Below are 24843 nucleotides of genomic sequence, written 5' to 3' on the forward strand. Positions count from 1 at the left end.
GGGGAGGGTCAGGGAGGGGGCATCGCCCGCCTGAACTCCCCCAACCTTGCCCCCACCGCCCCGCCCGCCTATAAGTCCCCACGAAACGCGTCGAGCAACAGCGGGCAGCGCTATGATCGTGGTCACCGGCGGGGCCGGCTTCATCGGGTCCAACCTTGTCGCGGCGCTGGCCGCGCGCGGCATCACCGACGTGGCGGTCATCGACCGCTTCCGCGACGGCGAGAAGTGGCAGAACCTCGCCAAGCGCGAGGTCGCGACGCTGGTGCCGCCCGAACAGACGATGGCCTTCCTCGACCAGCATGCGGCCGAGATCGACACCGTCTTCCATCTCGGCGCCATCTCCGCCACCACCGAACGCGACGTCGACAAGATCGTGGCCAACAACGTCGCGCTGACGCTCGACCTGTGGCGCTGGTGTTCCTGGCGCGGCTGCCGGCTGATCTACGCCTCCTCCGCCGCCACCTACGGCGACGGGTCCGCCGGGTTCGACGATGACGGATCCTGCGAGGGGCTGGCGCGGCTGCGTCCGCTGAACGCCTATGGCTGGTCCAAGCATCTGGTCGACCGCCGCGTCGCCCGTGCCGTCGCCACCGGCGACCTCTTGCCGCCGCAATGGGCCGGGCTGAAGTTCTTCAACGTCTACGGACCCAACGAGGCCCACAAGGGCGACATGATGAGCGTGGTCGCCAAGCTGTATCCGCAGCTGACGTCCGGCCAGCCGGCGCGCCTGTTCAAGTCGCACAAGGACGGCTTCGAGGACGGCGGCCAGCTGCGCGACTTCATTTACGTCGACGATTGCGTCGCGGTGATGCTGTGGCTGTACGACCATCCCGAGGTCGGCGGCCTGTTCAACGTCGGCACCGGCAAGGCGCGCAGCTTCAAGGATCTCGCGCTGGCCACCTTCGCCGCGCTGGGGCTGCCCCCCCGGATTGAGTACTTCGACATGCCCGAGCATCTGCGCGGCAAATACCAATATTTCACGCAGGCGACGACGGATCGCCTGCGCGCCGCCGGGTTCGACCAGCCCTTCACCGAGCTGGAAGAGGGTGTCCGGCGCTATGTGCAGGATTTCCTGTCGCAGCCCGACCCGTACCGCTGACCGGAGCTCCCATGTTCGCCGCCCTGCCCGTCGTCGCCTTTCCCACCATCGATCCGGTCGCCTTCGCCGTCGGCCCCGTCGTCATCCGCTGGTACGCGCTGGCCTATCTGGCGGGCTTCGTGCTGGGCTGGCGCTATTGCCTGGGGCTGGCGCGGCTCGACCCGGACCGGCGGCCGAAGCCGGAGGATTTCGACGACTTCCTGACCTGGGCGGTGATCGGCACCATCCTGGGCGGGCGGCTGGGCTATGTGCTGTTCTACAACCTGCCCTATTATCTGGAACACCCGCTGGACGCGCTGCAGGTGTGGCACGGCGGCATGTCCTTCCATGGCGGCATGATCGGCGTGCTGACGGCCATCGGGCTGTTCTGCTGGCGCCGCGGCATCTCCCCCTTCGTCTTCGGCGACATCATCGCCGCCTGCACGCCGATCGGGCTGTTCTTCGGCCGCATCGCCAACTTCATCAACGGCGAGCTGTATGGCCGGGCGGCGCCCGACTTCGCCTATGCCATGGTGTTCCCGCGCGATCCGCTTCAGGTGCCGCGCCACCCCAGCCAGCTTTACGAGGCGGTGCTGGAGGGGCTGGTGCTGTTCGTGCTGCTCGCCATCGCCATCCGCAATCCGAAGCTGCGCCACCGGCCGGGCACGGTCGGCGGGCTGTTCCTGATCGGCTACGGCCTGTCGCGCATTATCGTGGAGTTCTTCCGCGAGCCCGACCCGCAGCTGGGCTTCCTGTTCGTGGGCGCCACGATGGGACAGCTGCTGTCGCTGCCGATGGTCGCGGTCGGCCTGTGGCTGGTCCTGCGCGGCCGGCGCCACCCGCTGCCGGCCTGACGCCATGGCGGAGGACGAGAGCCCGGAGGCCCGGAACGCTGGTGCGGAGAAGGCCGGGGAGGAGACGCTGGCCCGGCTGCTGGCCCGCCGCATCCTGATGGACGGCCCGATCAGCGTCGGCGCCTTCATGGCGGAGGCTCTGGGCCACCCGCGCCTTGGCTATTACATCCGCCAGGACCCGTTCGGCAGCGGCGGCGACTTCACCACCGCGCCGGAGATCAGCCAGATGTTCGGCGAGCTGGTCGGCCTGTGGTGTGTCGACAGCTGGGCGCGGCTGGGCGGTCCCGGCCCCTTCCATCTGGTGGAGCTCGGTCCCGGCCGCGGCACGCTGATGGCAGACGCAGTGCGGGCCGCCGCCGTGCTCCCGCTGTTCCGCGACAACGCCATCGTCCATCTGGTGGAGACCAGCCCGGCCCTGCGCGAGCGCCAGCACCGGACGCTGCAGCCCATTCTGGGCGACGCCATCCAGTGGCACGACCGGCTGGAGGATGTGCCGGACGGCCCGACCATCCTGATCGCCAACGAATTCTTCGACGCCCTGCCGATCCGTCAGGTGCAGAAGACGAACCATGGCTGGTTCGAGCGGCTGGTCGATCTGGCGCCGGACAGCACCGAATCCGATCCGCGCTTCCGCTTCGTGCTGGAGGCGTTCGGCAGTTCCGGCAGCAGGCTGGTGCCCGACCCGCTCCGCGACGCGCCCGACGGCAGCGTGGTCGAGGTCTCTCCCGCTTCGCAGGCGGTGGCGCGGCTTATCGGTGCCCGGCTGGCCGCGGCCCCCGGCGCCGCTCTGGTGATCGACTACGGCTATGCCCAGGGTCCGGCGGTGGGCGACACCCTTCAGGCGTTGCGCCGCCACGCCTTCGCCCCGGTGCTGGAGGCGCCCGGCGAGGCCGACCTGACGGCCCATGTCGATTTCGCCGCCATCGCCGCGGCGGCGCGGCAAGGCGGGGCCCGGTCGTTCGGCCCGGTCGAGCAGGGGGAATGGCTGACCCGATTGGGCATCCACCAACGGGCGTCTTCCCTGGCGGGCAAGGCTACCCCGGCCCAGGCCAAGGATATCCAAAGTGCTTTGGAGCGCTTGATCGACCCTGCGCAAATGGGCAGGCTGTTCAAGCTGGTCGCGCTTGCCACGCCCGGAGCCTTCACCGACGCCTCTCCGCCGGCGGGCTTCTGACGGCCGGGCGCAGACCAGCGGTCGGAGACAAGAGCACCAATCCCGCCATCGCGAGAAACCGGGCGGACCGTGCATCGCGGCCCCCTGCCCTGTCGGGCATGCGGGAGCCACAGAACAGGGAAGGACGGCGTTCGTGATCACACTCGGCGCGCTGAACGACATCACTCATATCCGCCACGCCTTTTTCACCCGCGCCGGCGGGGTGTCCACCGGGCTGTACGCCTCGCTGAATTGCGGGCTGGGGTCCAACGACTCACCGGCGGCGGTGCATGAGAACCGCGCCCGCGCCGCGGCCCGCATGGAGGTGGCGCCCGAGAACCTCGTCACCTGCCATCAGGTCCACAGCCCGACCTGCGTCGTGGTGGATGAGCCTTGGACGCCGGAAACGGCGCCCAAGGCCGACGCCATGGCCACGCGGCGGGCGGGGATCGCGCTGGGCATCCTGACCGCCGACTGCGCGCCTGTGCTGTTCGCCGACAGCAAGGCCCGCGTGATCGGCGCGGCCCATGCCGGCTGGAAGGGCGCCCGGGCCGGGGTGATCGAGGCGACCGTCGCCCGCATGGTGGAGCTGGGCGCCAAGCCGAACCGGATCGTCGCCTGCATCGGTCCCTGCATCGCCCAGCGCTCCTACGAGGTGGGGCCGGAATTCCCCGCCCCGTTCGAGGAGGAGGATGCGCGCAACCGCGACTATTTCGCCCCCGCCCGCAAACCCGGCCATTTCCTGTTCGATCTGGCCGCCTACGTCACCCGGCGGCTGGGTGACTCCGGCGTCACGGTGATCCAGCGCTGCCCCAACGACACGGTGGCGGAGGAGGACCGCTTTTTCAGCTATCGCCGCTCCTGCCTTCGGGGTGAACCGGATTACGGCCGGGGCCTTTCGGCCATCGTCCTGCAGAACTGAACCGGCCCGAACGGGCGGCCGCCGCGCCTCGGTCATGCCGCCCGCGCAGATCGGCATTCCCCAATGGGACAAGCCTCCACCGTCATCGAACGTTTACATAGGCACGGCCCTTTGTTATGGTCCGCCCCGTTTTCAAGGGGCGGCGGCGCGCGAGCGGCGGACGTGCCTTGAGCCGTTTCCCTGCAAAGAGAGCCGACCCCGATGAAGGTGCTTGCCGGCAACAGCAACCGTCCGCTGGCCGAGGCGATCTCCACCTGTCTCGGCGTGCCGCTGACGAAAGCGAGCGTGCGCCGTTTCTCCGACATGGAGGTTTTCGTCGAGATCCTGGAGAACGTGCGCGGCGAGGACGTGTTCGTCGTCCAGTCGACCTCGTTCCCGGCCAACGACAACCTGATGGAACTGCTGGTGACGATCGACGCGCTGCGGCGCGGATCGGCCCGGCGCATCACGGCGGTCATCCCCTATTACGGCTATGCCCGGCAGGATCGCAAGACCGGCCCGCGCACGCCGATCTCGGCCAAGCTGGTCGCCAACCTGATCACCCAGGCCGGCGCCAACCGCGTGCTGACGATGGACCTGCACGCCGGCCAGATCCAGGGCTTCTTCGACATCCCCACCGACAACCTGATGGCCGCCCCGGTCTTTGAGAAGGACATCCGCCAGTCCTTCGAGAACATCGGCGAGGTCACCATCGTGTCGCCGGACGTCGGCGGCGTGGTCCGCGCCCGCGCGCTGGCCAAGCGCCTGGACGCCGATCTGGCCATCATCGACAAGCGGCGCGAGCGCGCCGGCGTGTCGGAGGTGATGAACATCATCGGCGACGCCGACGGCCGCCGCTGCATCCTGCTGGACGACATCGTCGACTCGGGCGGCACGCTGTGCAACGCCGCCGTCGCGCTGATGGAAGCCGGCGCCAAGTCGGTCCACGCCTTCTGCACCCACGGCGTCCTGTCCGGCGGTGCGGTCGCCCGCGTCGCCGTCTCGCCGCTGGTACAGCTGGTCACCACCGACAGCATCCAGGCGACCGAGGCGGTCCGCGTGTCCCGCAACATCCGTCAGCTGACCATCGCCCCACTGCTCGCCGAAGCGATCATGCGCATCAGCGAGGAGCGGTCGGTGTCGAGCCTGTTCTCGTAACGAGCGGCAGCTTCACGGAAAAGGCCCTTTCCCGATGGGAAAGGGCCTTTTTTGTTGCGCCCGCTATGCCCTCAGCCCTCCCCCGCCAGCCCATGGAAGTCGTTCGCCGTCACCTGCCCGCCGGTCGCGGCGGCGATGCGCGCCATCACCGCCGGACGGGGAACCCGGCGGCCATGGCGGTAACGGTTGACCGTGGCCTGACTCGTCCCGATCAGGGCGGCGAAGGCCTCTTCCTTGGTTACGGTCCGGGTGAGCCAGTCATCGAGCGTCATGCCGCAATGGTTTAGACCAAGCCGGCTTCTGCCCGCAACTGGATTTATTCCGAAGCGATGGACTTTCCAAAGCCGTTTTGGTATGAACGGTCCATGACCACCATGCGCGAACTGCGGCAAGCCGCCGGGCTGAGCCAGGAGAAGCTGGCCGAGCTGGCCGGCACCTCCCAGCCCCAGATCAACAAGCTGGAGACCGGCCAGCGCAAGATGACCGTCGATTGGGCGGTCAAGCTCGCCCAGCCGCTGGGCGTGGAGCCGGCGGCGCTGCTCGGCCTCGACCTGCCGGCCGCCCCTGTGACGGCGCGCCCGGCACGGCCTGCGATGCCGGCGCTGCTGCGAACCCCGCCGGCCGGAGCACAACCGGTCCTGGCGGCCGCGTCCATGCCGGTGCGGGCGGCGGCGCGCGGCGGCGTGGACCAGGAGATGTTCCTGGAGGATGGGCCGATCGACTGGATCGCCCGACCCGACTATCTGAAGAACGCGCGCGATCCCTATGCCATGTATGTCGTCGGCGATTCGATGATGCCGCGCTTCCGGCCGGCCCAGCTGCTGCACGTCAACCCGCACAAGCCGCCGGCGCCGGGCGCCGGGGTGGTGGTGGTCAAGCGCAACAAGGCGGTGCTGGTGAAGGAGTTCGTGCGCCGCAGCCCCGACGCCGTCGTTCTGCGCGAATACCGGCCTGCCGACCGCGAATTCGCCGTTCCGCTGGAGGAACTCGACACCCTGCACACCGTCGTCGGCCTGCAGGAGCCCTGAGGCTATACCGATCCGGTATCGGTATTCGCTGGCTCTTATAATCCAATTCGGATTATTCCTTGCTGCACGGACCACCGGACAGTCCCGGTGCGCCGCCCCAGCCAAGGAGAAACGGCCATGCCCCAGCCCTACCCCCGCTTTCATCCCGGCCCGTGCGGCGGGCGGCTCGACGGCTTCAGCGAGCGCGGCGCCCGCGAACTTGCCCGCCGCATCCGGGAAGCCTGGGCGAAGATCGGCTGGGATGTCGAGGTGCGGGTCGAACGCATCGCCAGCGAGGAGTTGGAGGATGGACGCAGCATCGCCCATTTCACCGTCCGCAGCGACCTGGTCAACGGACTCCCGCACCGCCGCCTGGAGACGCGTTCGGAGAAACCTACGGAAACACCCATGAACGGGGCGGCGGCCCGACCGCAGAGGCGGGCCGCCTGACGCCGCTCACTTCAGCCGCTCGTCCAGTTCCACCTGATAGCCGACGGCGAGGCGGTTGGTCTCGTTGGCCATTCCCACCACCGCCATCAATTCGCCGAACTGCGCGTCGGTCATGCCCAGCCGGCGCGCCGCCGCCTCGTGCGAGCGGATGCAGTACTGACAGTTGTTGGTCACGCTGACCGCGACGAAGATCATCTCCTTCACCAGCGGATCCAGCGCGCCGGGGGCCATCACCTCCTTCAGGCTGTCCCAGGTCCGCGCCAGCGTCGGCGGGTGGTGGGCGATCATCTTCCAGAAATTGTTGACGTCCGGGACGTCGCGCGTCGCCTTGATGTCGTCGTAGACGGCGCGCACCTCCGGTACGGCATCGGTCTGTTCGATGGGGGGAAGCGGCATGGCGGCCGGGCTCCTGCACGGGGTTTGGGATCCGTCGATATGGCCGGACATCGCGCCGCAAGGCAACCGCCGGCCTAATCCCGCCGCCGTCCGGATCATGTCAATCCGCCGCGTTGACCATTGATCTCCCCACTGGTAGTAAAGATACCGAACAAGATCGCGCAAACGTTCGGCCCGCCGATCGGCTGCGGACGGCACCAAGCGCCAACGGTACCACGCACCAACGGTACCAGGCCAAAAGCCGACAAGACACGAAGCCCATTCGTGCAACGTTCCCATGCGGCCCGCTTCCGGCACACGCCCGGTCAGGCCCGACTGCCGGGAGGAACAGCGTGGAGAGCATGGTTCTCGAAACGGCCGAATGTCCTGGAACGGCCACCCCCCCGGCCGCGCCTGCGAACGACGCGCGTCTCCGCGACTCGGCCGATGCCCTGCGCCGCCTCGCTCATTTCCATGCGGAGGAGCCGACGCCGGCCCTGCTGGCGGCGCTGCGCGCGAGCCCCGCCGGCCGCGGTCCGCTGGCGCTCGACCGTGACGACGCCCTGCAGGCCGCCGCCCTGGTGGACGAGGTGGTGAGCGATCTGCCCGATCGGATCACCCGCCACTGCCTCATCCCGCTGGCCGTCGATTTCACCGCCATCCACCACGGCGGCGACGTGCGCGCCCACCCGACCGAAGGGGCGTGGATGGACGAGCGGTTCCGGGCCGACACCGCCGCCTCGCTCCAGCGCTGGCGGATCGGGCTGGAGGCGGAGCTGCGCAGCCCGCCCTTCGACCGGCTGCCCGACGACCATGTCGCGGTGGAGCTGGCGTTGCTGGCCACACTGCTCGACCGTGGCCGGGCCGCCGACGCGGTCCGCTTCCTCGACCGCCATCCGTTGCGCTGGGTGCCGAATTTCTGCAGCCGGGTCGCCACCCGCTGCCGGGAACCCTTCTTCGCCGGCATCGCCATCCTGACCAACGCCCATCTCGACCATCTGCGCGACCTGCTGGGTGCCGCCTGCAACATGCCGCGTTCCGGCGAGGACGAGGCCGACATCCGCCGCCGCCGCTGGACCGAGGGGCGGTTCCCGCGCGCCTGCGCCTGCGACTCCTAACGCCGGACCGGCCGGAAGTCGGAATTGCCCCGGCTTCAGTGCATCGTCCAAGGTGACTGAGGCGGTGCCCCTCGGCCGCCTGCTCCGTTTCCCAACATTGGATGGCAATGCCCTTTCGCAGCCTCGAAAGCCGGACCGACCGCAAGGGATCCCTTCGGCTGCTTCGCCTCCTGCTGGCGGTGTCGGTGGCCTTGCCCCTTGTGCTGTTCGCCGGGATCGGATGGCGCGAGCGGGGCGAGACCCAGGGGGAGGCGGAACGGAACAGCCGCAAGAACGCGCTGATTCTGCACGAACATGTGCTGAAGGTGTTCGACACCATGGCGCAGGTTCTGGACCGGGTGGACGAGCGCGTCCAAGGCCGGAGCTGGGGCGAGATCGGCGAGTCGGAGTCGCTGCACCGTTATCTGCGGACCATGGTGGGGGAGTTGGATCAAGTCGGCGCCATCGGCCTGACCGATTCCACCGGCACCGTGCGCAACTCCAGCCGCGTTTTCCCGTCGCGCAACAGCGATATCGGAAGCCGCGCCGATTTCCGGGAACAACGGGAAAACGGCGCCGACCTGCTCATCGCCGGACCGATCACGGATGCGGCCACCGGCAAGGTCACCTTCGGCATCAGCCGGCGCCGCAGCAGCCCCGACGGTTCCGAGGGCGGCTTCGACGGGATGATCGCCGCCATCGTCAATCCCGACTATTTCTACAGCTTCTACCAGCAGGTCATCGGTTCCGAAGACGAATCCATCTCGCTGATCCGCGACGACGGCGTGATCCTGATGCGTTACCCGCCGCTGGAAGGGCGGGAAGGGCCGGGAGCGCTCCCTACCCTGCCGCCCGACCGCGGCCTGCGCGGCGAAATCCGCAAGCAGCCGGTCGAAGGGCTGTTCCGCGCCGAGGTCAGCCATGTGCAGGGTCTGGCCCGCGTGTTCGCCTACAAACGGGTCGGCGATTTCCCGGTCTATGTCGTCTACGGGCTGAATCAGTCGCAGATCACCCGGTCCTGGTGGCGCAACATGGCGCTGGACGGCGCCTTCGTCGCCCCGGCCACACTGGCGCTCGCGCTGATCGCCTGGCTGGCCTACAGCCGTGCCGCCTCCGAGAATGCGGCGGTGCGCCGCTGGGCGGAGGAGGTGCGCAACCGCGAGAGGCTGGAAGAGGCCCTGCGCCAGAGCCAGAAGATGGAGGCGCTGGGCCAGCTGACCGGCGGTGTCGCCCACGACTTCAACAATCTGTTGACCGCGGCGATGGCCAACATGCATCTGCTGGGCCGCCATCTGCCGCCGGAGGGACAGCGCTTCCTGACGGGCGCCACCACCGCGCTGGAACGGGCGGAGAAGCTGACCCGCCAGCTGCTGTCCTTCTCGCGCCAGGACGCGGTGAATCCGACCGTGGTCGATCTGGGCGACAGCCTGCGCCGGATGGGTGACCTGCTGGAACGGTCGATCCGGGCCGACGTCGCGCTGGAATGGGACATCGCGCCGGTGCCGATGGCGGTCGCCGTCGATTCCGTCCAGCTTGAGATGGCGGTGCTGAACCTGGTTCTGAACGCCCGCGACGCCATGCCCGGCGGCGGACGGATCCGCATCGCCGCGTTTCCCGGACCGGAACCCCGCAGCGCGCGCATCGAGGTGGCGGACACCGGGGCCGGCATGCCGCCGGAGGTGCTCGCCCGCGCCTTCGATCCATTCTTCACCACAAAGGGCATCGGCAAGGGCACCGGGCTCGGCCTGTCGATGGTCTATGGCTTCGCCCGCCAGTCCGGCGGCAATGCGAGCATCGACAGCCGGCTGGGCGGGGGCACGCGCGTCCGCATCGACCTGCCGCTGACCGAGGCGAAGCCGCCGGAACCCGCCCCCGCCCCCACGGCGCCTGCGGCCGAACACCGCCCGCTGCGCATCCTGGTGGTGGAGGACAATCCGCTGGTCCTGATGGCGACGGTGGAAGGGCTGACCCAGGAGGGATTCACCGTGGAAACCGCCGAGGACGGCGTGGCCGCCCTGGAACGGCTGGAAACCGACCGCGACTTCGATCTGGTCGTGTCCGACGTGGTCATGCCCCGCGGCGTATCCGGCATCGACCTGGCACGGCACATCCGCGAACGCTGGCCGGAGCTGCGCGTCCTGCTGGCCTCGGGCTACAGCCCGGAGTCGCTGGCGACCATGGGGGCGGATACCGCATCGGTGCTTGCCAAGCCCTTCACGCCCGACCAGCTGGCCGTCCGCATCAGATCCCTGGCGGGCGCTTGAAGCGGATTGCAATCCGCTTTGGACTGCGACGGCGGCCCCGGCCGCTCATGCGGCCGAAGCCCGACCGGCGAATGAGGTCATGTAACTTTAAAGCGAATGCGAATTCGCTTTGGGATCGATGCGCTGATCCGGCGGCTGCCGGAATCAGGTCAGGGCGCTGACGAACATCGGCGTCCACATCGCCATGCACCAGACGAGGCCCAGGCAAAGGCCGCGGGTCAAATCGTCGAAGGTCGGCTGTTCCAGGCGGTGCAGCTTCCACATCGTGTTCAGGTCGCCGGGCGTCGGGGCGGCGTTATCGGCGGCGGTGGGGAGGTTGGCGGGTTCACGGCTTGCTGCTGCGCGCCGGTCGGGGTCGGGTGACGGCATGGCTGGGCCTCGCATCGATGGCGGGATTCCCAGAAAGTTTGTGCCCTCCGCCGCCGCCCGCCACCCCTTCTTCCGTCATCGGTGGAATTTTATCGGCATACGAAAAAAGGCCGCCACCCGCTGGACGGATGGGGCCTTTTCGTCGAAGATCCGGCGAGATCGGCCGGATGCGCTCACTTGCCGGGACGGATCACCGGGGTGAGCTGATCGCCCCAGTTGCCGGCTTCGTTGTGATAGCGGGCAGTGCGCATCAGTTCCACCGTCACGCCGGCCTCGACCGCCTTGACGACCGCGTCGTTCAGACGGTGCAGGTTGTTGGCGACGATGCGGATGGCGCTCTCCTGCTCCGGAGTCATTTCCGACCGGTCATCCGGCGGCGCGTCCTTGAATCCCGACATGCGTTGTTCCTTCCCCTGGATTGGGACCGCCCCGGCGGGACCGGCAGCGGTCCGGTACTTGGTCATGATCTTGCCCGGCGTCCGGTGCCGGTTTTCATCATGTATCATATCGTGTGCGCCGCGACAAAGTTCCCGACGCGCCAAACGCTTGCGACCATTGGCCTCTTGCAACCGGCAAACAGCGCTGAAGCACCTCCCGGCCGGCAATGAGACCGAAGATGCGGCTGGCACGGCGCGGATTTCATCACAAGCAATCATTGATTGCCATCCGCCGTCATAAGGACACAACCAAGAATGCGGCGGCGTTTTGTTTCAGCCTTGCAAAACAAGCTTTCGTTCAGAGGCTGACATAACTTTTGGATTAACTCGACTGTTGACGGCTGTCGATTGCGATGCCCAATATTCGACACAAACTTACTTTTCCCACGGAGATCATCTTGAAGAACGTTGCCGCCAAGGCCCTGCTGGTTGCGTCCTCGCTGTTCCTGATGCACGGCGCGGCGCTCGCCGGCCAGCAGGACTTCACGATCGTCAACAAGACCGGCTACCCGCTGAAGCACATCTATGTGTCCGAGAGCAAAAGCAACAGCTGGGATGAAGACATTCTCGGCCGTGACATGCTGGAGGACGGCGAGTACTTCGAAATTGCCTTCGCCAAGGCCGAAAAGACCTGCAAGTGGGACATGAAGGTCATCTATGACGACGGCGAGTCGGCGGTTTGGGACGGGCTGAACCTGTGCCAGATCTCGAAGCTGACGCTGAAGTGGAACAAGAACACCGGCGTCACCTCGGCCCAGACCGAGTAAGTTTCTCGGCGGATGTGCCGGTGCTGCGGTTCATCAGGTGGATGAAGACGTCTTCCAGCGTCGGATCCGCCGCGGTGATCCGCAGTTCCAGCCGCCCGGCTTACTCAAGCGTGTCAGCGATGCGGTGGCAGCGCTCCGCCCCATCCATGTAATCGGCCGCATCCATGTAATGAGTGCTGACCAGCACGGTCAGCCCTCCCCCGGCCAGCCTCCGGCAATCCCCGGCCCGCTGCCCGCCGCGGACACCGACAGGTCATCCAGGGTTCCGGCACTGGGAGCGGCGATGCGCAGATACTTCCCCCTCGACATATCCGTGGGCGAGCGGCGGTGCCAGCGCGCCGGGTGTTCCGGTTCGGGACCGGTAATGCGACCGGCCCTGGGGCAACTCCCTACACAACTGTATGTTATTTGTTTACGGCAGATGGATCTGCCAAAAATAGCAAGTTCCATTTTGCGGCGCAACAAAGTCTATGCAAAAGGTCTTGCCTTTCGGCGAGTAGTCACAGACACTTTCCACCAGCCGGCAGCGTACGAACGGGCCGTAGCCGGGCTCGGCCCACAAGGTGGGCATCAACAATAACAGGGCGCGAACAGCGCGGCCGGACCAACGGTCGCCGCGGTTTTCGGGAGGGAGGGATCAAGGCGCTGACGCCAGGACCCGATGCTTTGCGATGCCCGGATCATTCCGTCCGGCGCGCGGCCGGGTCGCAAGCCGAGCGAGGGAACGACCATGCCGAGTTCTGCCCAGTCCGCGTCATCTTCCAGCCTCGAGCTGCTGACGATCTATGAAGTCAGCAAAATCCTCGGGTCGTCGCTGGATTTGGAGCAGACCCTGCGCGAAGTTCTGCGCGCTTTGTCCTATCAGCTGCAGATGCACCGTGGCCGCGTCTACCTCCAGGGGGAGGACAACGCGTTGCGTCTGGTCGCGGCCCTGGGACTGCCGAAGGATTCGACGGCGCAGGAGATCGACTACAGCCAGGGCGAAGGCATCAGCGGCCGCATCCTGAAGACCGGCATGCCGGCCGTCGTCCCCAATCTGGCCGAGGAGCCGCTGTTCAACAACCGCTCCGGCGGGCGCGACGACCTGGACGAACAGGTGGCGTCGCTGGTCGGAGTTCCGATCAAGGCCGCCGGCACCGTCGTCGGCGTGCTGACCATCGACCGCATCTCCGACGACGGCCCCAGGGGCCATTTCGGCTCCGATGTCCGCTTCCTGACCATGGTCGCCAACCTGATCGGCCAGACCGTGCGCCTGCACCGGACGGTGGCGGAGGAGCGGCGCTTCATGATGCGCGAGACCTTCCGCGTCCAGAAGGAGCTGCGGCCGGTGGTGGCGCCGGTCAACGACGTGGTCTGCACCAGCCCCAACATGGTCGATGTGCTGGCCCAGGTGCACCGGGTGGCGCCCTTCAAGTCCACCGTGCTGATCCGCGGCGAGAGCGGCACCGGCAAGGAATTGATCGCGCGGGCCATCCACAACCTGTCGCCGCGCAAGGATGCCCCCTTCATCCGCGTCAACTGCGCCGCCCTGCCAGAATCGCTGTTGGAGTCGGAGCTTTTCGGCCACGAGAAGGGATCCTTCACCGGCGCCCAGAAGGACCACAAGGGCCGGTTCGAACTGGCCTCCGGCGGCACGCTTTTCCTGGACGAGATCGGCGACATCTCCTCCAACTTCCAGGCCAAGCTCCTGCGCGTCCTGCAGGAACAGGAGTTCGAGCGGGTCGGCGGGTCGAAGACGATCAAGACCGACGTCCGCCTGATCTGCGCCACCAACCTGAACCTGGAGGAGGCGGTCGGCCACGGCAAGTTCCGCGCCGATCTGTATTTCCGCATCAACGTGGTGACGATCCACCTGCCGCCGTTGCGCGAACGGCGCGGCGACATCGCCATGCTGGCCAAGCATTTCGTCGGCAAATTCGCCCGCGACAACGGTCTGAACCTGGACATCGATCGTGACGCGCTGGAAGTTCTGAACCGCTGCACCTGGCCCGGCAACGTGCGCGAACTGGAAAACTGCATAGAGCGCGCGGCGACCCAATGCCGCAACGGCACCATCCGCGTGCCCGACCTGTCCTGCAGCATGAATCTCTGCAACTCGTCGGTGCTGTTCCAGTACCGCACCATGGGGGCCGCCGTCGGCGGGCTGGCCCCGTCGATGAGCGGCACTCCGACCAACCCGTCGGGCGCCAACCCGGCGACGGGCCGCCCGCAGCCGGCGACCGGCGCCGGCATGCCGCCGTCGGTGCCGACCGCCGGGGCGCCGAATGCCGCGCCGAACGGGGCACAATGGCCGGCCTGCGCGTCGGGCTGTTCCGCCAATCCGGCGCCGGTCTGCGGCGCGTCCAAACCGCTGCCGCCGACCGCCATCGCCCCGCTGCCCACTCCCCAGCCGGCCGCCGCCGCCCCTGCAATTCCCTCCGCCCCGGCGCCGCAGCCCGCCGATGTTCCCGACCTGCCGCTGGACGAACCGGAGTCGGGTCCGCTGCGCGACCGTCTGGTGTGGGCGATGGAGCGCACCGGCTGGGTGCAGGCCAAGGCCGCCCGCCTGCTGGGAATGACCACCCGTCAGGTCAGCTACGCGCTCCGCAAGTACAACATCGAGATCAAGAGGTTCTGATACCGGCGCGGCGGCCCATGCCGCCGAAGCTCCCGATCCTGATGGGGCGGGATCGGAATCCGCTGCTGCAAGTGCGCCGGCTGACGGATGCCACAACTTGGCGGGGAGCGGCCAGCGACGTCGCGCCCCGCCGCAGTTTCATGCTACCCTGCCGCGCCTTCGGTTCGATGGCATCTTTCCGATCGAACGGATTTCCGTCTTGCCCTCGCTTGAGAAGCCCCTCGCCCTGTTGTTCGTCGACATCGCGGACAGCACGATGCTGTACGAGCGCATCGGCAACGCCACCGCCGCGGCGCTGACGCAGCAGGTGCTGGCCCATCTGCGCCAACTGGTCGAGGAGCACAGCGGCAGGGTCATCAAGAGCCTGGGCGATGGGCTTCTGGCCGCCTTCCCGGCCTGCGACGACAGCGTCCGCACCGCCTGCGCGATGATCGACGGACAGAACCGGCATGGCCTGCGGCTGCGCATCGGCATCCATCACGGGGCGGTGATCGAAGGGGTGGGCGACCTGTACGGCGACGCCTGCAACGTCGCCGCACGGGTGCAGCAGATCGCCAGGCCCGGCGAGATCCTGGTGACCCAGGCATTGGTGGACGGCCTGTCGCCCGGCCTGCGCGACCGGACCAGACCGCTGAACAACGTCGCCATGAAGGGCAAGACGGCGCCGATCCGCGTCCACCGGGTCCGCGACGCCGACGATGCCGACGACGCGATCGAAAGCACCACGCTCGGCTTCTCCTTGGTGACGGAGGCCGGCGATGCCATGGTGACGCTGCATCTGTCCTATCGCGGACAGGAAATCGCGATGAGCCGCGCGTTGCCCCGCGTCACCATCGGGCGGGAGGACAGCAGCGGCCTGCGCATCGCCTCGCGCCAGACCTCGCGCCAGCATGCAGTGATCGACTTCACCCGCGAGAGCTTCCTGCTGACCGACCATTCCACCAACGGCACCTTCATCCGCAGCGGCGGATCGCCGCCGCTGGTGCTGCGCCGCGATTCGACCAAGCTGGTCGGCAGCGGCCTGATCGGCTTCGGGGCGGAGGCGCTGGACGAGGGCCAGGACCATGTCGTCGCCTTCCGGGGCGAACTGGCCTGACCGGTTTGTCGGCACCCCGACAATGCCCCCGGCCAGTCGCGGCATTGTCGCAATGACGACAGGGTCCGCAATGCCGACAAATCCGATCAAGCCATTGTAAACGCTGAACTTCCGCTTCTGGCCCCGAACTTGCTTTTCTCCACTTCGTCCAACGGTGCCGCAGGGCACGGCAGGGAAGGAGTGGATGATGAGCAACGTGGTTTCGCTCGACAGCATCTTCGGGCTGGGGGAACTGGCCCCGCCCTCGACGATGCCGGCAGCGCCCGAGGCGGCGTCCGGCTGTTCGTCGTCGTCCTGCGGATCGTCGGACGGCCCCGCCGACATGGATCCGGCGGTGTGGGAGAAGGTGAAGAACCACCCCTGCTATTCCGAAGAGGCGCATCACTACTTCGCCCGCATGCATGTCGCAGTCGCCCCGGCCTGCAACATCCAGTGCAATTACTGCAACCGCAAATACGATTGCTCGAACGAGAGCCGGCCGGGCGTGGTCTCCGAAAAGCTGACCCCCGACCAGGCGATCAAGAAGATCCTCGCCGTCGCCCAGGAAATCCCGCAGTTGTCGGTGATCGGCATCGCCGGCCCCGGCGACAGTTTGGCGGCGAACGGCAGGAACACCTTCGCCACCTTCGAAATGCTGCAGAAGAAGGCGCCGGACCTGAAGCTCTGCCTGTCCACCAACGGCCTGGCCCTGCCCGGCCATGTGGACAGCATCGCGCAATACAACATCGACCACGTCACCATCACCATCAACATGGTCGATCCCGAGGTCGGCGCGCGGATTTACCCGTGGATCTTCCACAAGCACAGGCGCTGGACCGGCCTGGACGCCGCCAAGATCCTCCATGAACAGCAGATGCTGGGGTTGGAGATGCTGACCTCGCGCGGCATCCTGGTGAAGGTGAACTCCGTCATGATCCCGGGGATCAACGACGAACACCTGCTGGAGGTGAACAAGGCGGTGAAGAGCCGCGGCGCCTTCCTGCACAACATCATGCCGCTGATCTCCGACCCCGCCCACGGGACCTATTTCGGCCTGAACGGCCAGCGCGGCCCGACCGCGCAGGAGCTGAAGGTGGTGCAGGACGCCTGCGAGGGCGGCGCCAAGCTGATGCGCCACTGCCGCCAGTGCCGCGCCGATGCGGTCGGCCTGCTGGGCGAGGACCGCGGCGAGGAGTTCACCGCCGACAAGATCGAGGCGATGGGAGACATCGGCTATGACGACGAGGCCCGCCGCAGCTACCGCGAGCATGTCGAGGCCGAACGCGCCGGCCGCCATGCCTCCAAGGCCGCCGCGCAGGCCGATGTCCGGGACAGCGTCGGCACCATGGTCGACCCGATCCTGATCGCCGTCGCCACCAAGGGCGGCGAGCGCATCAACGAGCACTTCGGCCACGCCAAGGAATTCCAGATCTACGAGGTCGGCCCGAACGGCGCCAAGTTCGTCGGCCATCGCCGCGTCGACCAGTATTGCGAGGGCGGTTCCGGCGACGCCGACACGCTGGACGGCGTGCTGGCCGCCATCAACGACTGCACCGCAGTGTTCGTCGCCAGGATCGGCGGCTGCCCGTCCAAATCCCTGACCGAGGCCGGGATCGAGCCGGTCGACCGCTTCGCCTTCGACTACATCGAGGAATCGGCGCTGGCCTACTTCAAGGACTACGCCGAGCGGCTCAGCCAGGGCGCCGTCCAGTCCCGCGCCGGCCAGGACGCGGTGATCCGCACCGGGGCGCTGACCGCCCGCCGCGCCTGACGCCTTCCCTTTTCCTTTCCACAGCCATCCCATCACCCAAGGAGAGAGCCATGGCCTACAAGATCAAGTCCGCCGAATGCACGGTCTGCGGCGCCTGCGAGGCCGAGTGCCCGAACATCGCCATCAGCCTGAAGAAGGGCACCTACGTCATCGACCCGGCCAAGTGCACCGAATGCCAGGGCCAGTTCGACAGCCCGCAATGCGCCGCCGTCTGCCCGGCCGACTGCTGCGTCCCGGCGTGATGTTGACGCCCCTCTCCCCCGCGGGAGAGGGGGAACCCCAGGAGCACCGCGCCATGCTGGACGAGGTGGATGAGGACTGGCTCGCCCGCCGCTACTACGGCGGGGATCTTCCGCCCGAAGCGGAACGCTGCCTGCATCTGGCCGCCGCCAGCTATGCCGACAGCGGGACGGCGCTTGCCCATCTCGCCCGCGCGGCGGAGGTCGCCCCCGGCCATCATCTCGTCGATCTCGGCCATTACAAGTTCCACTTCTACAAGGCCGATCTCGACCAGGCCCTGGTCTATGGCGAACGCATGATCGGACACGCCATGGCCGCGCTCGGCGTCAACCACACCGACTGGCGCGCCGTCACCCCCGCCACCGCCGATTTCCGCGGGCTGGAGCCCGCGCCCCGCCTGTTCCTGTTCGCCCTGGTCGCCATCGGCTACCTGCTGCTGCGCACCGGCCGGCTCGATGCCGGGCGGGAGGCGCTGGGCAAGGTCAGCCAGCTCGACCCCGACGACCGCTTCGGCGCCGCCCGCCTGATCGCCATTGCCGACCGGCATGAGTGCGAGGAGGCCGGCGCATGAGCGACGACATCCTGGAATCCCTGGATTGGCGCGGCGCGCCGGTGGACTGCACCGTCTGTGCCCACCGCGACCGCCGCCTCGACCCCGGAACCGCCGCCCTCCCCTCAGGCGGCAAGCTGGACGGCCGCTGCCTGCCGCTGAAAGCCTGCGTGCAGGACCGCTATGCCAAGCGCATCCAGCGCTTCTTCGAATGGAACCCGGATCTGTCCGCCGACCATCTCGACCATCCCTATTTCGAAGTGCGGGCGAACGCCGCGCGTTTCGCCCCGATCTTCCAGCTGCCCCGGCTGATGAGCGACCCGGACGAGACGGTGCGCTCGGTCCTGGCCCGCCGGCTGCCGCGCCGGCTGCTGCTGAAGCTGCGCGACGATCCCGACCGCGAGGTGCGGATCGCCGTCGCCTCCCGGCTGGAGGATGCCGACCTCGCCCCGCTGATGCGCGACCGCGACTGTTCGGTGCGGCTGCGCGTGGTGCGGCGGATCCCCGACGGCATGCTGCCGGCGATGATGCATGACGAGGACCCGGAGGTGCGGGTGGAGGTCGCCCGCCGCCTTTCGATGGACTGGCTGCCCAGCCTCGCCTGGGACGACAGCCCGCGGGTGCGGCTGGTGGTGGCGCAACGTCTGCCGCCGTCGAAGCTGCATGTCCTGCAGCAGGATACCGATTGGATGGTCCGCCTCGCCGTCGCCGGGCGGATCGACGCCGGGCAGCTCGGCCCTCTGCTCGACGACCCGGAGGAGGAGGTGCGCGCCATCGCCCGCCAGCGCGCCGCCGGCTTCGCCGCGGGCCTCACCATCGCCAACGACCTTCCGCCGCTGTAGCGGCCTCTCGACCGACGGAGCGCCAGCGCCATGACTGAGACCGAAACCGAAACTGCCGCCCCGTATCGCCGCGAACGCGCCCGCAACGCCGAGGACGCCAACGAACTGGTCGGCCCGCCGGTGCTGGAACAGGGCTTCAAGGTCAAGGCCCTGCGCGACGTGCGCAACGACGGAACCTATCCCGGCCGGCCGGTCGGCGACTTCCTGATCCGCGAGGGCGATGTCGGCTACGTCATCTCCATCGGGACCTATCTGCAGATGCATTACATCTACGCCGTTGATTTCTATGAGAAACGGGTCGTCGTCGGCATGCGCGCGCGCGAGCTGGAGGTGATCGACTCCCATTGCAACGACCCCCAATGACCAGCCGGTCCCACCGATAAGGAGCCTCGCGATGTCCGACGTCGAAGCCGCCGCCAAGCCCGGTTTCATCCCGCCGCGCGAACCGCTGTACGACTGGGGCCTGCGGGTCACGGTGCAGGAGGATCTGTTCAACGACGGCAGCCATCCGCAGGTGCCGGACGGTGCGCTCCTGGCGCCGAAGGGCACGCCGGGCGTGATCGTCCGCGTCGGCCGCACCGAGGAGGGCAGCCTGCCGGTCTATCTGGTGGAGTTCCCCGGCGGCACCGTCGTCGGCTGCCTGGAGGAGGAGATCGTCCCGGCCGACGGGTCGCGGCGCGGCGTGCCCGGTGTGATGTGAAGGGGTGTGATGTGAAGGGGAGTGATGTGATGGGGGGCGACTTGATGACCATTTACCTCGACAACAACGCCACCACCGCCCTGGCCGCCGAGGTGCGGGAAGCGATGCTCCCCTACCTGTTCGGGGAATTCGCCAACCCGTCCAGCCCCCATTCCGCCGGCATGGCCGCCCGCCGCGCGGTCAGCGAGGCCAAGGCGCAGGTCGCCGCCCTCATCGGCGCCAAGCCCGCCGATCTGGTGATGACCGGCAGCGCCGCCGAGGCGACCCACGCCGCGATCCTCGGCGCGCTCCGCGTCATCGAGGAGACCGACCACCGCCGCGACCACATCGTCACCACGGCGGTGGAGCATCCGGCGACGCTGGCCCTGTTCGGCGACCTGCGCCAGCGCGGCTGGCGCATCAGCATCCTTCCGGTGAACCGCGACGGCCTGCCCTCGCTGGTCGATCTCGCCGCCGTGGTGACGGAGGAGACGGCGCTGGTCTCCATGATGTGGGCCAACAACGAGACCGGCGTGCTGATGCCGGTGGAAGGCGCGTCGGCCATCGCCCACGCCCATGGCGCACTGTTCCACAGCGACGTGGTACAGGCCGCCGGCCGGGTGCCGGTCGATTGCGGCATCGTCGACTACCTCACGCTGTCCGCCCACAAGATGCACGGGCCGAAGGGTGTCGGCGCGCTCTATGTCCGCAAGGGCGCGCCCTTCCACCCGCTGATTCACGGCCATCAGGAACGCCGCCGCCGAGGCGGGACGGAGAATGTGCCGGGGATCGTCGGCTTCGGCGCCGCCGCCTCGCTGGCGTCGCTGTGGCTCGATGAGGCGGACCTGACCGCCTTCCTGCGCGACCGGCTGGAACAGGGCATCCTCGCGCGCTGGCCGGGCACCGTCGTGAACGGCGCCGGCGCCGCCCGGCTGCCCAACACCAGCAACATCCGCTTCGCCGACGGCTGCGGCCATCCGGTGGATGCCGAAGAGTTGCTGATGCGGCTCGACCGCGCCGGCATCGCCGTGTCGATGGGGGCCGCCTGCTCCTCCGGCGGCAACGAACCGAGCCATGTGCTGACCGCCATGGGATTGAGCGGCGCCCAGGCCGCCGCCAGCCTGCGCTTCTCGCTCAGCCGCTACACCACGGCGGCCGAAGTGGACGCGGTCCTGGCGGAACTGCCGGCGCTGCATGCCAGGTTGGTCGCCGCGTAACGCAAAAGATAGCCAGAACAACAGGTTGGAGTGTCGGTGATGAAGGTGATGATCCGTAAGGCGTCGGAGCAGTACACGATCTACGTCGCCAAGAAGGACTTGGAGGAACCCATCGTCGAGATGGAGAAGCCGGGCCTGTGGGGCGGCTGGATCAAGGTCGCCAACGGCTGGACGCTCGACCTGCCGGAAATGCCGGCGGACACCCGCCTGCCGATCACCGTCGAAGCCAAGAAACGCGGAACGGAGTGACGCCGATGGCCCTGTCCCCCGAGCGCATCGACAGCATCGCCACGCTGGCCGGCCGGCTGTTCGCCGGGGGCGGCAAGCTCGACGCCGTGGTCCGCGGCGTGCGCGAGGCCAACCCGGACCTGAAGACCGTCACCGGCGCCATGGCCGCGGTGATGGCCGAGGACCCCTTCCGGGAGGAGGCGGGATTCGACCTGCATCTGGTGGACGGCAACAACCACTGCTGGCTCATCACCGACAAGCCGGAGCTTGCCACCGGCGTCGTGATCGCCCAACGGGACGAGGACGAGTGAATGAGCGAGGCCGCCGCAGCCCTTCCCCATCCCTCCGCCGCCGATGACGACGAGGTTGACGACTACATCCCGCTGTCGGACCCGGACATCTCCGGTGCCGAGGTCGAAATGCTCGGCCGCCTGCTGTCGTCCGGGGGCATGAGCGACGGGCGGATGGTGCGGGCGTTCGAGGACGCCTTCGCCGCCTATGTCGGCCGCGACCATGCGGTGGCGGTGTCGAGCGGCACCATGGCCACGCTGCTGATGCTGAAGGGCTATGGCATCGGCGAGGGGGACGAGGTGCTGTGCAGCCCCTTCGGCTGGCATCAGGCGCAGCATGCGGTGGCGCTGTCCGGCGCCACGCCGGTGCTGGTCGACATCGACTATTGGCAGCACACCATCAACCCGGCGAAGGCGGCGGCCCTGGTCACGCCGAAGACGAAGGCGATCCTGGCCGCCAACGTCAACGGCCACCCCGCCCATTGGGACGAGCTGCGCGCGCTGGCCGATGCCAAGGGCCTGACCCTGCTGGAGGATTCCACCGAGGCCATCGGCTCCACCTACAAGGGGCGGCTGGTCGGCACCTTCGGCGACGCCGCGGTCTTCGACTTCTCCGAGCCCGCCATCCTCCTGGCCGGCCAGGGCGGCATGATCGTCACCGACGACCGCGACCTCGCCCACCGGCTGCGCTACATGCGCCGGCGCGAGACGGAGCACCGCAACACGGTGGTCATCACCCGTACCCTGCCCTGGCAGGCGGGGATGAGCGACCTGAACGCCGCGCTGGCCCTGGTGCAGTTGAAGCGCCTGCCGGAAATCCTCACCCGCCGCAATCTGGTGATCGCCTTCTACGACGCGGCGATGGCGAGCTTCGAGGGGATCAAGCCGCCCTATCGCGGGCCGGGGGCCGAGGTGGTCAACCCGATGGTCTATTGCGTCCATCTCGGCACCCGCTTCACCGCGTCGGGGCGCCGGTCGATCATCGAGGATCTGGATACCCACGACATCGACGCCAGCGACTACGGCCAGCCCCTGCACACCCAGCAATACTACATCGAGGCGCTGGGCGAGGAGCGCGCCGGCCGCGGCGCCTGCCCGGTCTGCACCAAGACGGCCGACCGCGTGCTGGCCCTGCCGCTGCACCGCAAGATCACCCGGGATCAGGTCGCCTTCATCGTGGAAACGCTGAAGGACGCCAGCGTCAACACCGGTGCCGGCGCCGCGATCTATCTGTGAAGACCCGAAGGGAAGAGCCCCCCATGACCGTCACCACGCTTGCTACCGATCCTGAGTCCGTCACGGTGCCGGATGCCGCGGCGGCGCTGGCCGACATCGCCGCCGCCCTGACGGCGAAGCAGGTGGTGCCCTATCTCGGCCCAGGCGCCTTCGCCATGCTGCCGCCCGACCAGTGCCCGATCCCGCGCAATTCGGCGGAGCTGGTGCAGCGCCTGAACGCCAAGGTCGCCGCCCCCGGCCGCATCCGCTCCAACCTGACCGCCGTCGCCCAGTTCATCGAGACGCGCAAGCACCGCAAGACGCTGGAGAGCATCCTCAACGGGATTTTCCGCCAGAGCGTGCCTGCCACCCCGGTCCATGCCCTGCTGGCGGCGATCCCGGCCCCGCCGCTGCTGGTCGACGTCTGGTACGACAACGTTCTCGACAGCCTGCTGTGCGCCGCGGCCGACCGGAAATGGGGCCAGATTCAAGGCGTGTCGCACCCGCAATCGACCGGCGAATGGGTGCGCTGCTACGCCCCCGACGGCGCCGAGACGACGGCGGAGACCGCGGCCGGCTGGGACACCGTGCTCTACAAGCCGTCGGGCGCGGTGACGCCGGCCGGCAACTACCTGATCTCCGACAGCGACTATGTCGAGATCCTCACGGAGATCGACATCCAGACCCCGATCCCCGCCGTCGTGAAGGAGCGCCGTGCCGGCCGCCATTTCCTGTTCCTGGGCTGCCGCTTCGATCACGAGATCCAGCGCACCTTCGCCCGCCAGATCGCCAAGCGCTCCTCCGACTGCCATTGGGCGGTGATCTCCGGCGAGCTGTCGAAGAACGAGGCGCGCTTCCTGGCGCTGCACGGGATCAAGCGGATCGACATCACGCTGGAGGAAGCGGTCGAGGGATTGCGGGCGCGGATGTGATACCGCCGGGCGCAAGTTCCGACTTACGCCCGCCGTTTGAGGACGAGCATGAAGGAGTTCGTGGGGAGGGGGTGTTCGCCGGCCGAAACTCTCCCACCCCCTACCCCCAAATAAGCTGGACCTCGGCGCAACACACATTCTATCCATCCGTTATCTCGCGGAACGGATGGAGCGTGCCGGAATGCTGACGAAGAGCGGCCCCACCTTGGCCGCGGCATTTGCAACCCTGCTGCTGGCGGCGTCGGCGGCGACCGCACAGGAAACCACCCCGCTGCCGGTCGATGCGCCCGCCACCTCCGGCCCGGTCATCGGCTTCTGGATCGACAACGACCTGTTCGGCGGCGGGACCGACCGCTACTACTCGAACGGTTTCCAGTTCTATTACTTCTCGGGCGCGCGGCCGCCCTACGGCAACATCGACCTGCTGGCGAATCTCGTGCCCTGGATCGAACCGGGCGGGGTGCGGCGCTACGGCTTCGCCTTCGGCCAGAACATCTATACACCCAGCAACCTCACCGCCCGCAATCCCGACCCCACCGACCGGCCCTATGCCGGCTGGCTCTATGGCCGATTTTCGGTGCTGAACGAGGCTCCGACGGCGGTGGACCGCATCGACCTCGACCTCGGCATGGTCGGGCCGGCCTCGCTGGCTGAACAGACGCAGAAGGCGGTCCACAGGATCGTCACCGGCGCCACCTACCCGGAGGGCTGGAACTACCAGCTGCGCGACGAGCCCGGCGTGGTGCTGAGCTATGAGCATGTCTGGCGAAGCGTGAAGCCGAACACGCTGGGGCCGCTGGAATGGGATTTCAGCCCCCATGTCGCCGGCAGCCTGGGCAATGTGCTGACATTCGCCGCTCTGGGAAGCACGGTCCGGCTTGGCGGAAACATGCCGCCGCCGGTGGGCGCCCTGGTGACCCGCCCGACATCCAGCATCCCCTACCAGGACTCCCCCTATTCGCAGCGGCAGGGGCGCTTCTCCTGGTATGTCTACGCCAGCGCCGAGGGGCGTGCGGTGGCGCGGAACATCTTCCTGGACGGCAACACGTTCCGGGATAGCCGATCGGTCGACAAGCACCCCTTCGTCGGCAGCGTGCAGGCCGGGCTCACTCTGCGCTACGACCGCTTCGGCCTGACCTATGCCCAGACCCTGCAGACGCCGGAGTTCCGCGGGCAGAAATCGCTGACCAATTACGGCTCGCTCCGGCTGTCGGTGCAGTTCTGATGGCCGGCATCATCCATCCGAATGCCCTGCCCGCCACCATTCGCCCCTTTCA

At 68.0% G+C, this 24843-nt stretch carries 28 protein-coding genes; 24 read left to right on the forward strand and 4 right to left on the reverse strand.

The genetic code is table 11. The features are described 5' to 3' along the window. Positions 1–112 precede the first annotated feature (112 nt). The 5 genes from rfaD to DM194_RS08420 all read left to right on the forward strand — a co-directional run bounded on the left by rfaD (position 113) and on the right by DM194_RS08420 (position 5144). Entirely contained in the window at positions 113–1099 is a 987-nt protein-coding gene (gene rfaD / locus DM194_RS08400) for an ADP-glyceromanno-heptose 6-epimerase (protein ID WP_111066876.1), read from the forward strand. An 11-nt stretch (positions 1100–1110) separates the two neighbouring features. Then, positions 1111–1932 carry a prolipoprotein diacylglyceryl transferase gene (lgt, locus tag DM194_RS08405; RefSeq protein ID WP_111066878.1) on the forward strand — a complete coding sequence of 274 codons (822 nt, stop codon included), beginning with the start codon at positions 1111–1113 and terminating at the stop codon, positions 1930–1932. A gap of 4 nt (positions 1933–1936) precedes the next feature. Then, the gene (locus tag DM194_RS08410; protein WP_111066880.1) at positions 1937–3106 is read left to right on the forward strand and encodes a class I SAM-dependent methyltransferase; all 1170 of its coding nucleotides are present in this window, start codon (positions 1937–1939) and stop codon (positions 3104–3106) included. 133 nt (positions 3107–3239) lie between these two features. Beyond that, positions 3240–4007, forward strand: coding sequence for a peptidoglycan editing factor PgeF (pgeF, locus tag DM194_RS08415; protein WP_111066883.1), 768 nt, complete (start codon positions 3240–3242; stop codon positions 4005–4007). A gap of 201 nt (positions 4008–4208) precedes the next feature. After that, the gene (locus DM194_RS08420) at positions 4209–5144 is read left to right on the forward strand and encodes a ribose-phosphate pyrophosphokinase (protein ID WP_111066886.1); all 936 of its coding nucleotides are present in this window, start codon (positions 4209–4211) and stop codon (positions 5142–5144) included. Positions 5145–5215: 71 nt separating this feature from the next. On the opposite strand, the gene DM194_RS08425 is transcribed toward DM194_RS08420, so the two are convergent. Then, complete coding sequence (locus DM194_RS08425; protein ID WP_111066889.1) at positions 5216–5416, reverse strand: helix-turn-helix domain-containing protein; 201 nt, start codon at positions 5414–5416, stop codon at positions 5216–5218. 93 nt (positions 5417–5509) lie between these two features. Here DM194_RS08425 and DM194_RS08430 point away from each other — a divergent pair, with 93 nt between their 5' ends. Both DM194_RS08430 and DM194_RS08435 read left to right on the forward strand, forming a co-directional pair. Then, positions 5510–6172 (forward strand): XRE family transcriptional regulator, encoded by a 663-nt coding sequence (locus DM194_RS08430; RefSeq protein ID WP_111066891.1) that lies wholly within the window; start codon positions 5510–5512, stop codon positions 6170–6172. Positions 6173–6289: 117 nt separating this feature from the next. After that, positions 6290–6601, forward strand: coding sequence for a hypothetical protein (locus DM194_RS08435; protein WP_111066893.1), 312 nt, complete (start codon positions 6290–6292; stop codon positions 6599–6601). Positions 6602–6607: 6 nt separating this feature from the next. Here DM194_RS08435 and DM194_RS08440 read toward each other — a convergent pair whose 3' ends face one another. Beyond that, complete coding sequence (locus tag DM194_RS08440) at positions 6608–6997, reverse strand: carboxymuconolactone decarboxylase family protein (RefSeq protein ID WP_111066895.1); 390 nt, start codon at positions 6995–6997, stop codon at positions 6608–6610. A 341-nt stretch (positions 6998–7338) separates the two neighbouring features. Between DM194_RS08440 and DM194_RS08445 the strand changes: the two genes are divergently transcribed. Beyond that, on the forward strand, positions 7339–8094 hold the full coding sequence (locus DM194_RS08445; RefSeq protein WP_246024148.1) for a TorD/DmsD family molecular chaperone: 756 nt from the start codon (positions 7339–7341) through the stop codon (positions 8092–8094). Positions 8095–8201: 107 nt separating this feature from the next. Further along, a complete protein-coding gene (locus tag DM194_RS08450) occupies positions 8202–10337 on the forward strand; it encodes a hybrid sensor histidine kinase/response regulator (protein WP_111066899.1) in 2136 nt (711 codons plus the stop codon). Positions 10338–10481: 144 nt separating this feature from the next. On the opposite strand, the gene DM194_RS28065 is transcribed toward DM194_RS08450, so the two are convergent. Both DM194_RS28065 and DM194_RS08455 read right to left on the reverse strand, forming a co-directional pair. After that, positions 10482–10706, reverse strand: a complete 225-nt coding sequence (locus tag DM194_RS28065; RefSeq protein ID WP_162629986.1) for a hypothetical protein — start codon at positions 10704–10706, stop codon at positions 10482–10484. Positions 10707–10879: 173 nt separating this feature from the next. Beyond that, positions 10880–11104, reverse strand: a complete 225-nt coding sequence (locus tag DM194_RS08455) for an SMc00767 family acetate metabolism repressor (protein WP_014248504.1) — start codon at positions 11102–11104, stop codon at positions 10880–10882. A 437-nt stretch (positions 11105–11541) separates the two neighbouring features. Between DM194_RS08455 and DM194_RS08460 the strand changes: the two genes are divergently transcribed. The 15 genes from DM194_RS08460 to DM194_RS08530 all read left to right on the forward strand — a co-directional run bounded on the left by DM194_RS08460 (position 11542) and on the right by DM194_RS08530 (position 24791). Then, positions 11542–11910 carry a hypothetical protein gene (locus DM194_RS08460; RefSeq protein WP_246024149.1) on the forward strand — a complete coding sequence of 123 codons (369 nt, stop codon included), beginning with the start codon at positions 11542–11544 and terminating at the stop codon, positions 11908–11910. Positions 11911–12640: 730 nt separating this feature from the next. Beyond that, positions 12641–14527 (forward strand): nif-specific transcriptional activator NifA, encoded by a 1887-nt coding sequence (gene nifA / locus DM194_RS08465; protein WP_111067842.1) that lies wholly within the window; start codon positions 12641–12643, stop codon positions 14525–14527. Positions 14528–14726: 199 nt separating this feature from the next. Further along, positions 14727–15623 (forward strand): adenylate/guanylate cyclase domain-containing protein, encoded by an 897-nt coding sequence (locus DM194_RS08470; RefSeq protein ID WP_246024150.1) that lies wholly within the window; start codon positions 14727–14729, stop codon positions 15621–15623. A gap of 184 nt (positions 15624–15807) precedes the next feature. After that, positions 15808–17373, forward strand: a complete 1566-nt coding sequence (gene nifB, locus DM194_RS08475; RefSeq protein ID WP_425457252.1) for a nitrogenase cofactor biosynthesis protein NifB — start codon at positions 15808–15810, stop codon at positions 17371–17373. Positions 17374–17423: 50 nt separating this feature from the next. Continuing rightward, entirely contained in the window at positions 17424–17615 is a 192-nt protein-coding gene (locus tag DM194_RS08480) for a 4Fe-4S dicluster domain-containing protein (RefSeq protein ID WP_014248512.1), read from the forward strand. Positions 17616–17668: 53 nt separating this feature from the next. Continuing rightward, positions 17669–18184, forward strand: coding sequence for a hypothetical protein (locus tag DM194_RS08485; RefSeq protein WP_111066904.1), 516 nt, complete (start codon positions 17669–17671; stop codon positions 18182–18184). Beyond that, on the forward strand, positions 18181–19005 hold the full coding sequence (locus tag DM194_RS08490) for a 4Fe4S-binding leucine-rich repeat protein (RefSeq protein ID WP_111066906.1): 825 nt from the start codon (positions 18181–18183) through the stop codon (positions 19003–19005). The genes DM194_RS08485 and DM194_RS08490 overlap by 4 nt, the downstream gene beginning before the upstream one ends. A gap of 30 nt (positions 19006–19035) precedes the next feature. After that, positions 19036–19368, forward strand: coding sequence for a nitrogen fixation protein NifZ (locus DM194_RS08495; RefSeq protein ID WP_111066909.1), 333 nt, complete (start codon positions 19036–19038; stop codon positions 19366–19368). Positions 19369–19399: 31 nt separating this feature from the next. Next, positions 19400–19705, forward strand: coding sequence for a nitrogen fixation protein NifZ (locus tag DM194_RS08500; RefSeq protein WP_063635114.1), 306 nt, complete (start codon positions 19400–19402; stop codon positions 19703–19705). 44 nt (positions 19706–19749) lie between these two features. After that, positions 19750–20901 (forward strand): cysteine desulfurase family protein, encoded by a 1152-nt coding sequence (locus tag DM194_RS08505; protein ID WP_111067846.1) that lies wholly within the window; start codon positions 19750–19752, stop codon positions 20899–20901. 39 nt (positions 20902–20940) lie between these two features. Next, positions 20941–21150 (forward strand): putative nitrogen fixation protein NifT, encoded by a 210-nt coding sequence (nifT, locus tag DM194_RS08510; protein ID WP_111066911.1) that lies wholly within the window; start codon positions 20941–20943, stop codon positions 21148–21150. 5 nt (positions 21151–21155) lie between these two features. Then, positions 21156–21440, forward strand: a complete 285-nt coding sequence (locus DM194_RS08515) for a hypothetical protein (RefSeq protein ID WP_014248519.1) — start codon at positions 21156–21158, stop codon at positions 21438–21440. Continuing rightward, on the forward strand, positions 21441–22655 hold the full coding sequence (locus DM194_RS08520; RefSeq protein ID WP_176581377.1) for a DegT/DnrJ/EryC1/StrS family aminotransferase: 1215 nt from the start codon (positions 21441–21443) through the stop codon (positions 22653–22655). Positions 22656–22678: 23 nt separating this feature from the next. Continuing rightward, positions 22679–23566, forward strand: coding sequence for an SIR2 family protein (locus tag DM194_RS08525; protein ID WP_111066913.1), 888 nt, complete (start codon positions 22679–22681; stop codon positions 23564–23566). Between the two features lie 181 nt (positions 23567–23747). Continuing rightward, entirely contained in the window at positions 23748–24791 is a 1044-nt protein-coding gene (locus tag DM194_RS08530) for a lipid A deacylase LpxR family protein (protein ID WP_111066915.1), read from the forward strand. Positions 24792–24843: the final 52 nt, after the last annotated feature.

This window comes from Azospirillum ramasamyi (genome assembly GCF_003233655.1).
Taxonomy (GTDB): Bacteria; Pseudomonadota; Alphaproteobacteria; order Azospirillales; family Azospirillaceae; genus Azospirillum; species Azospirillum ramasamyi.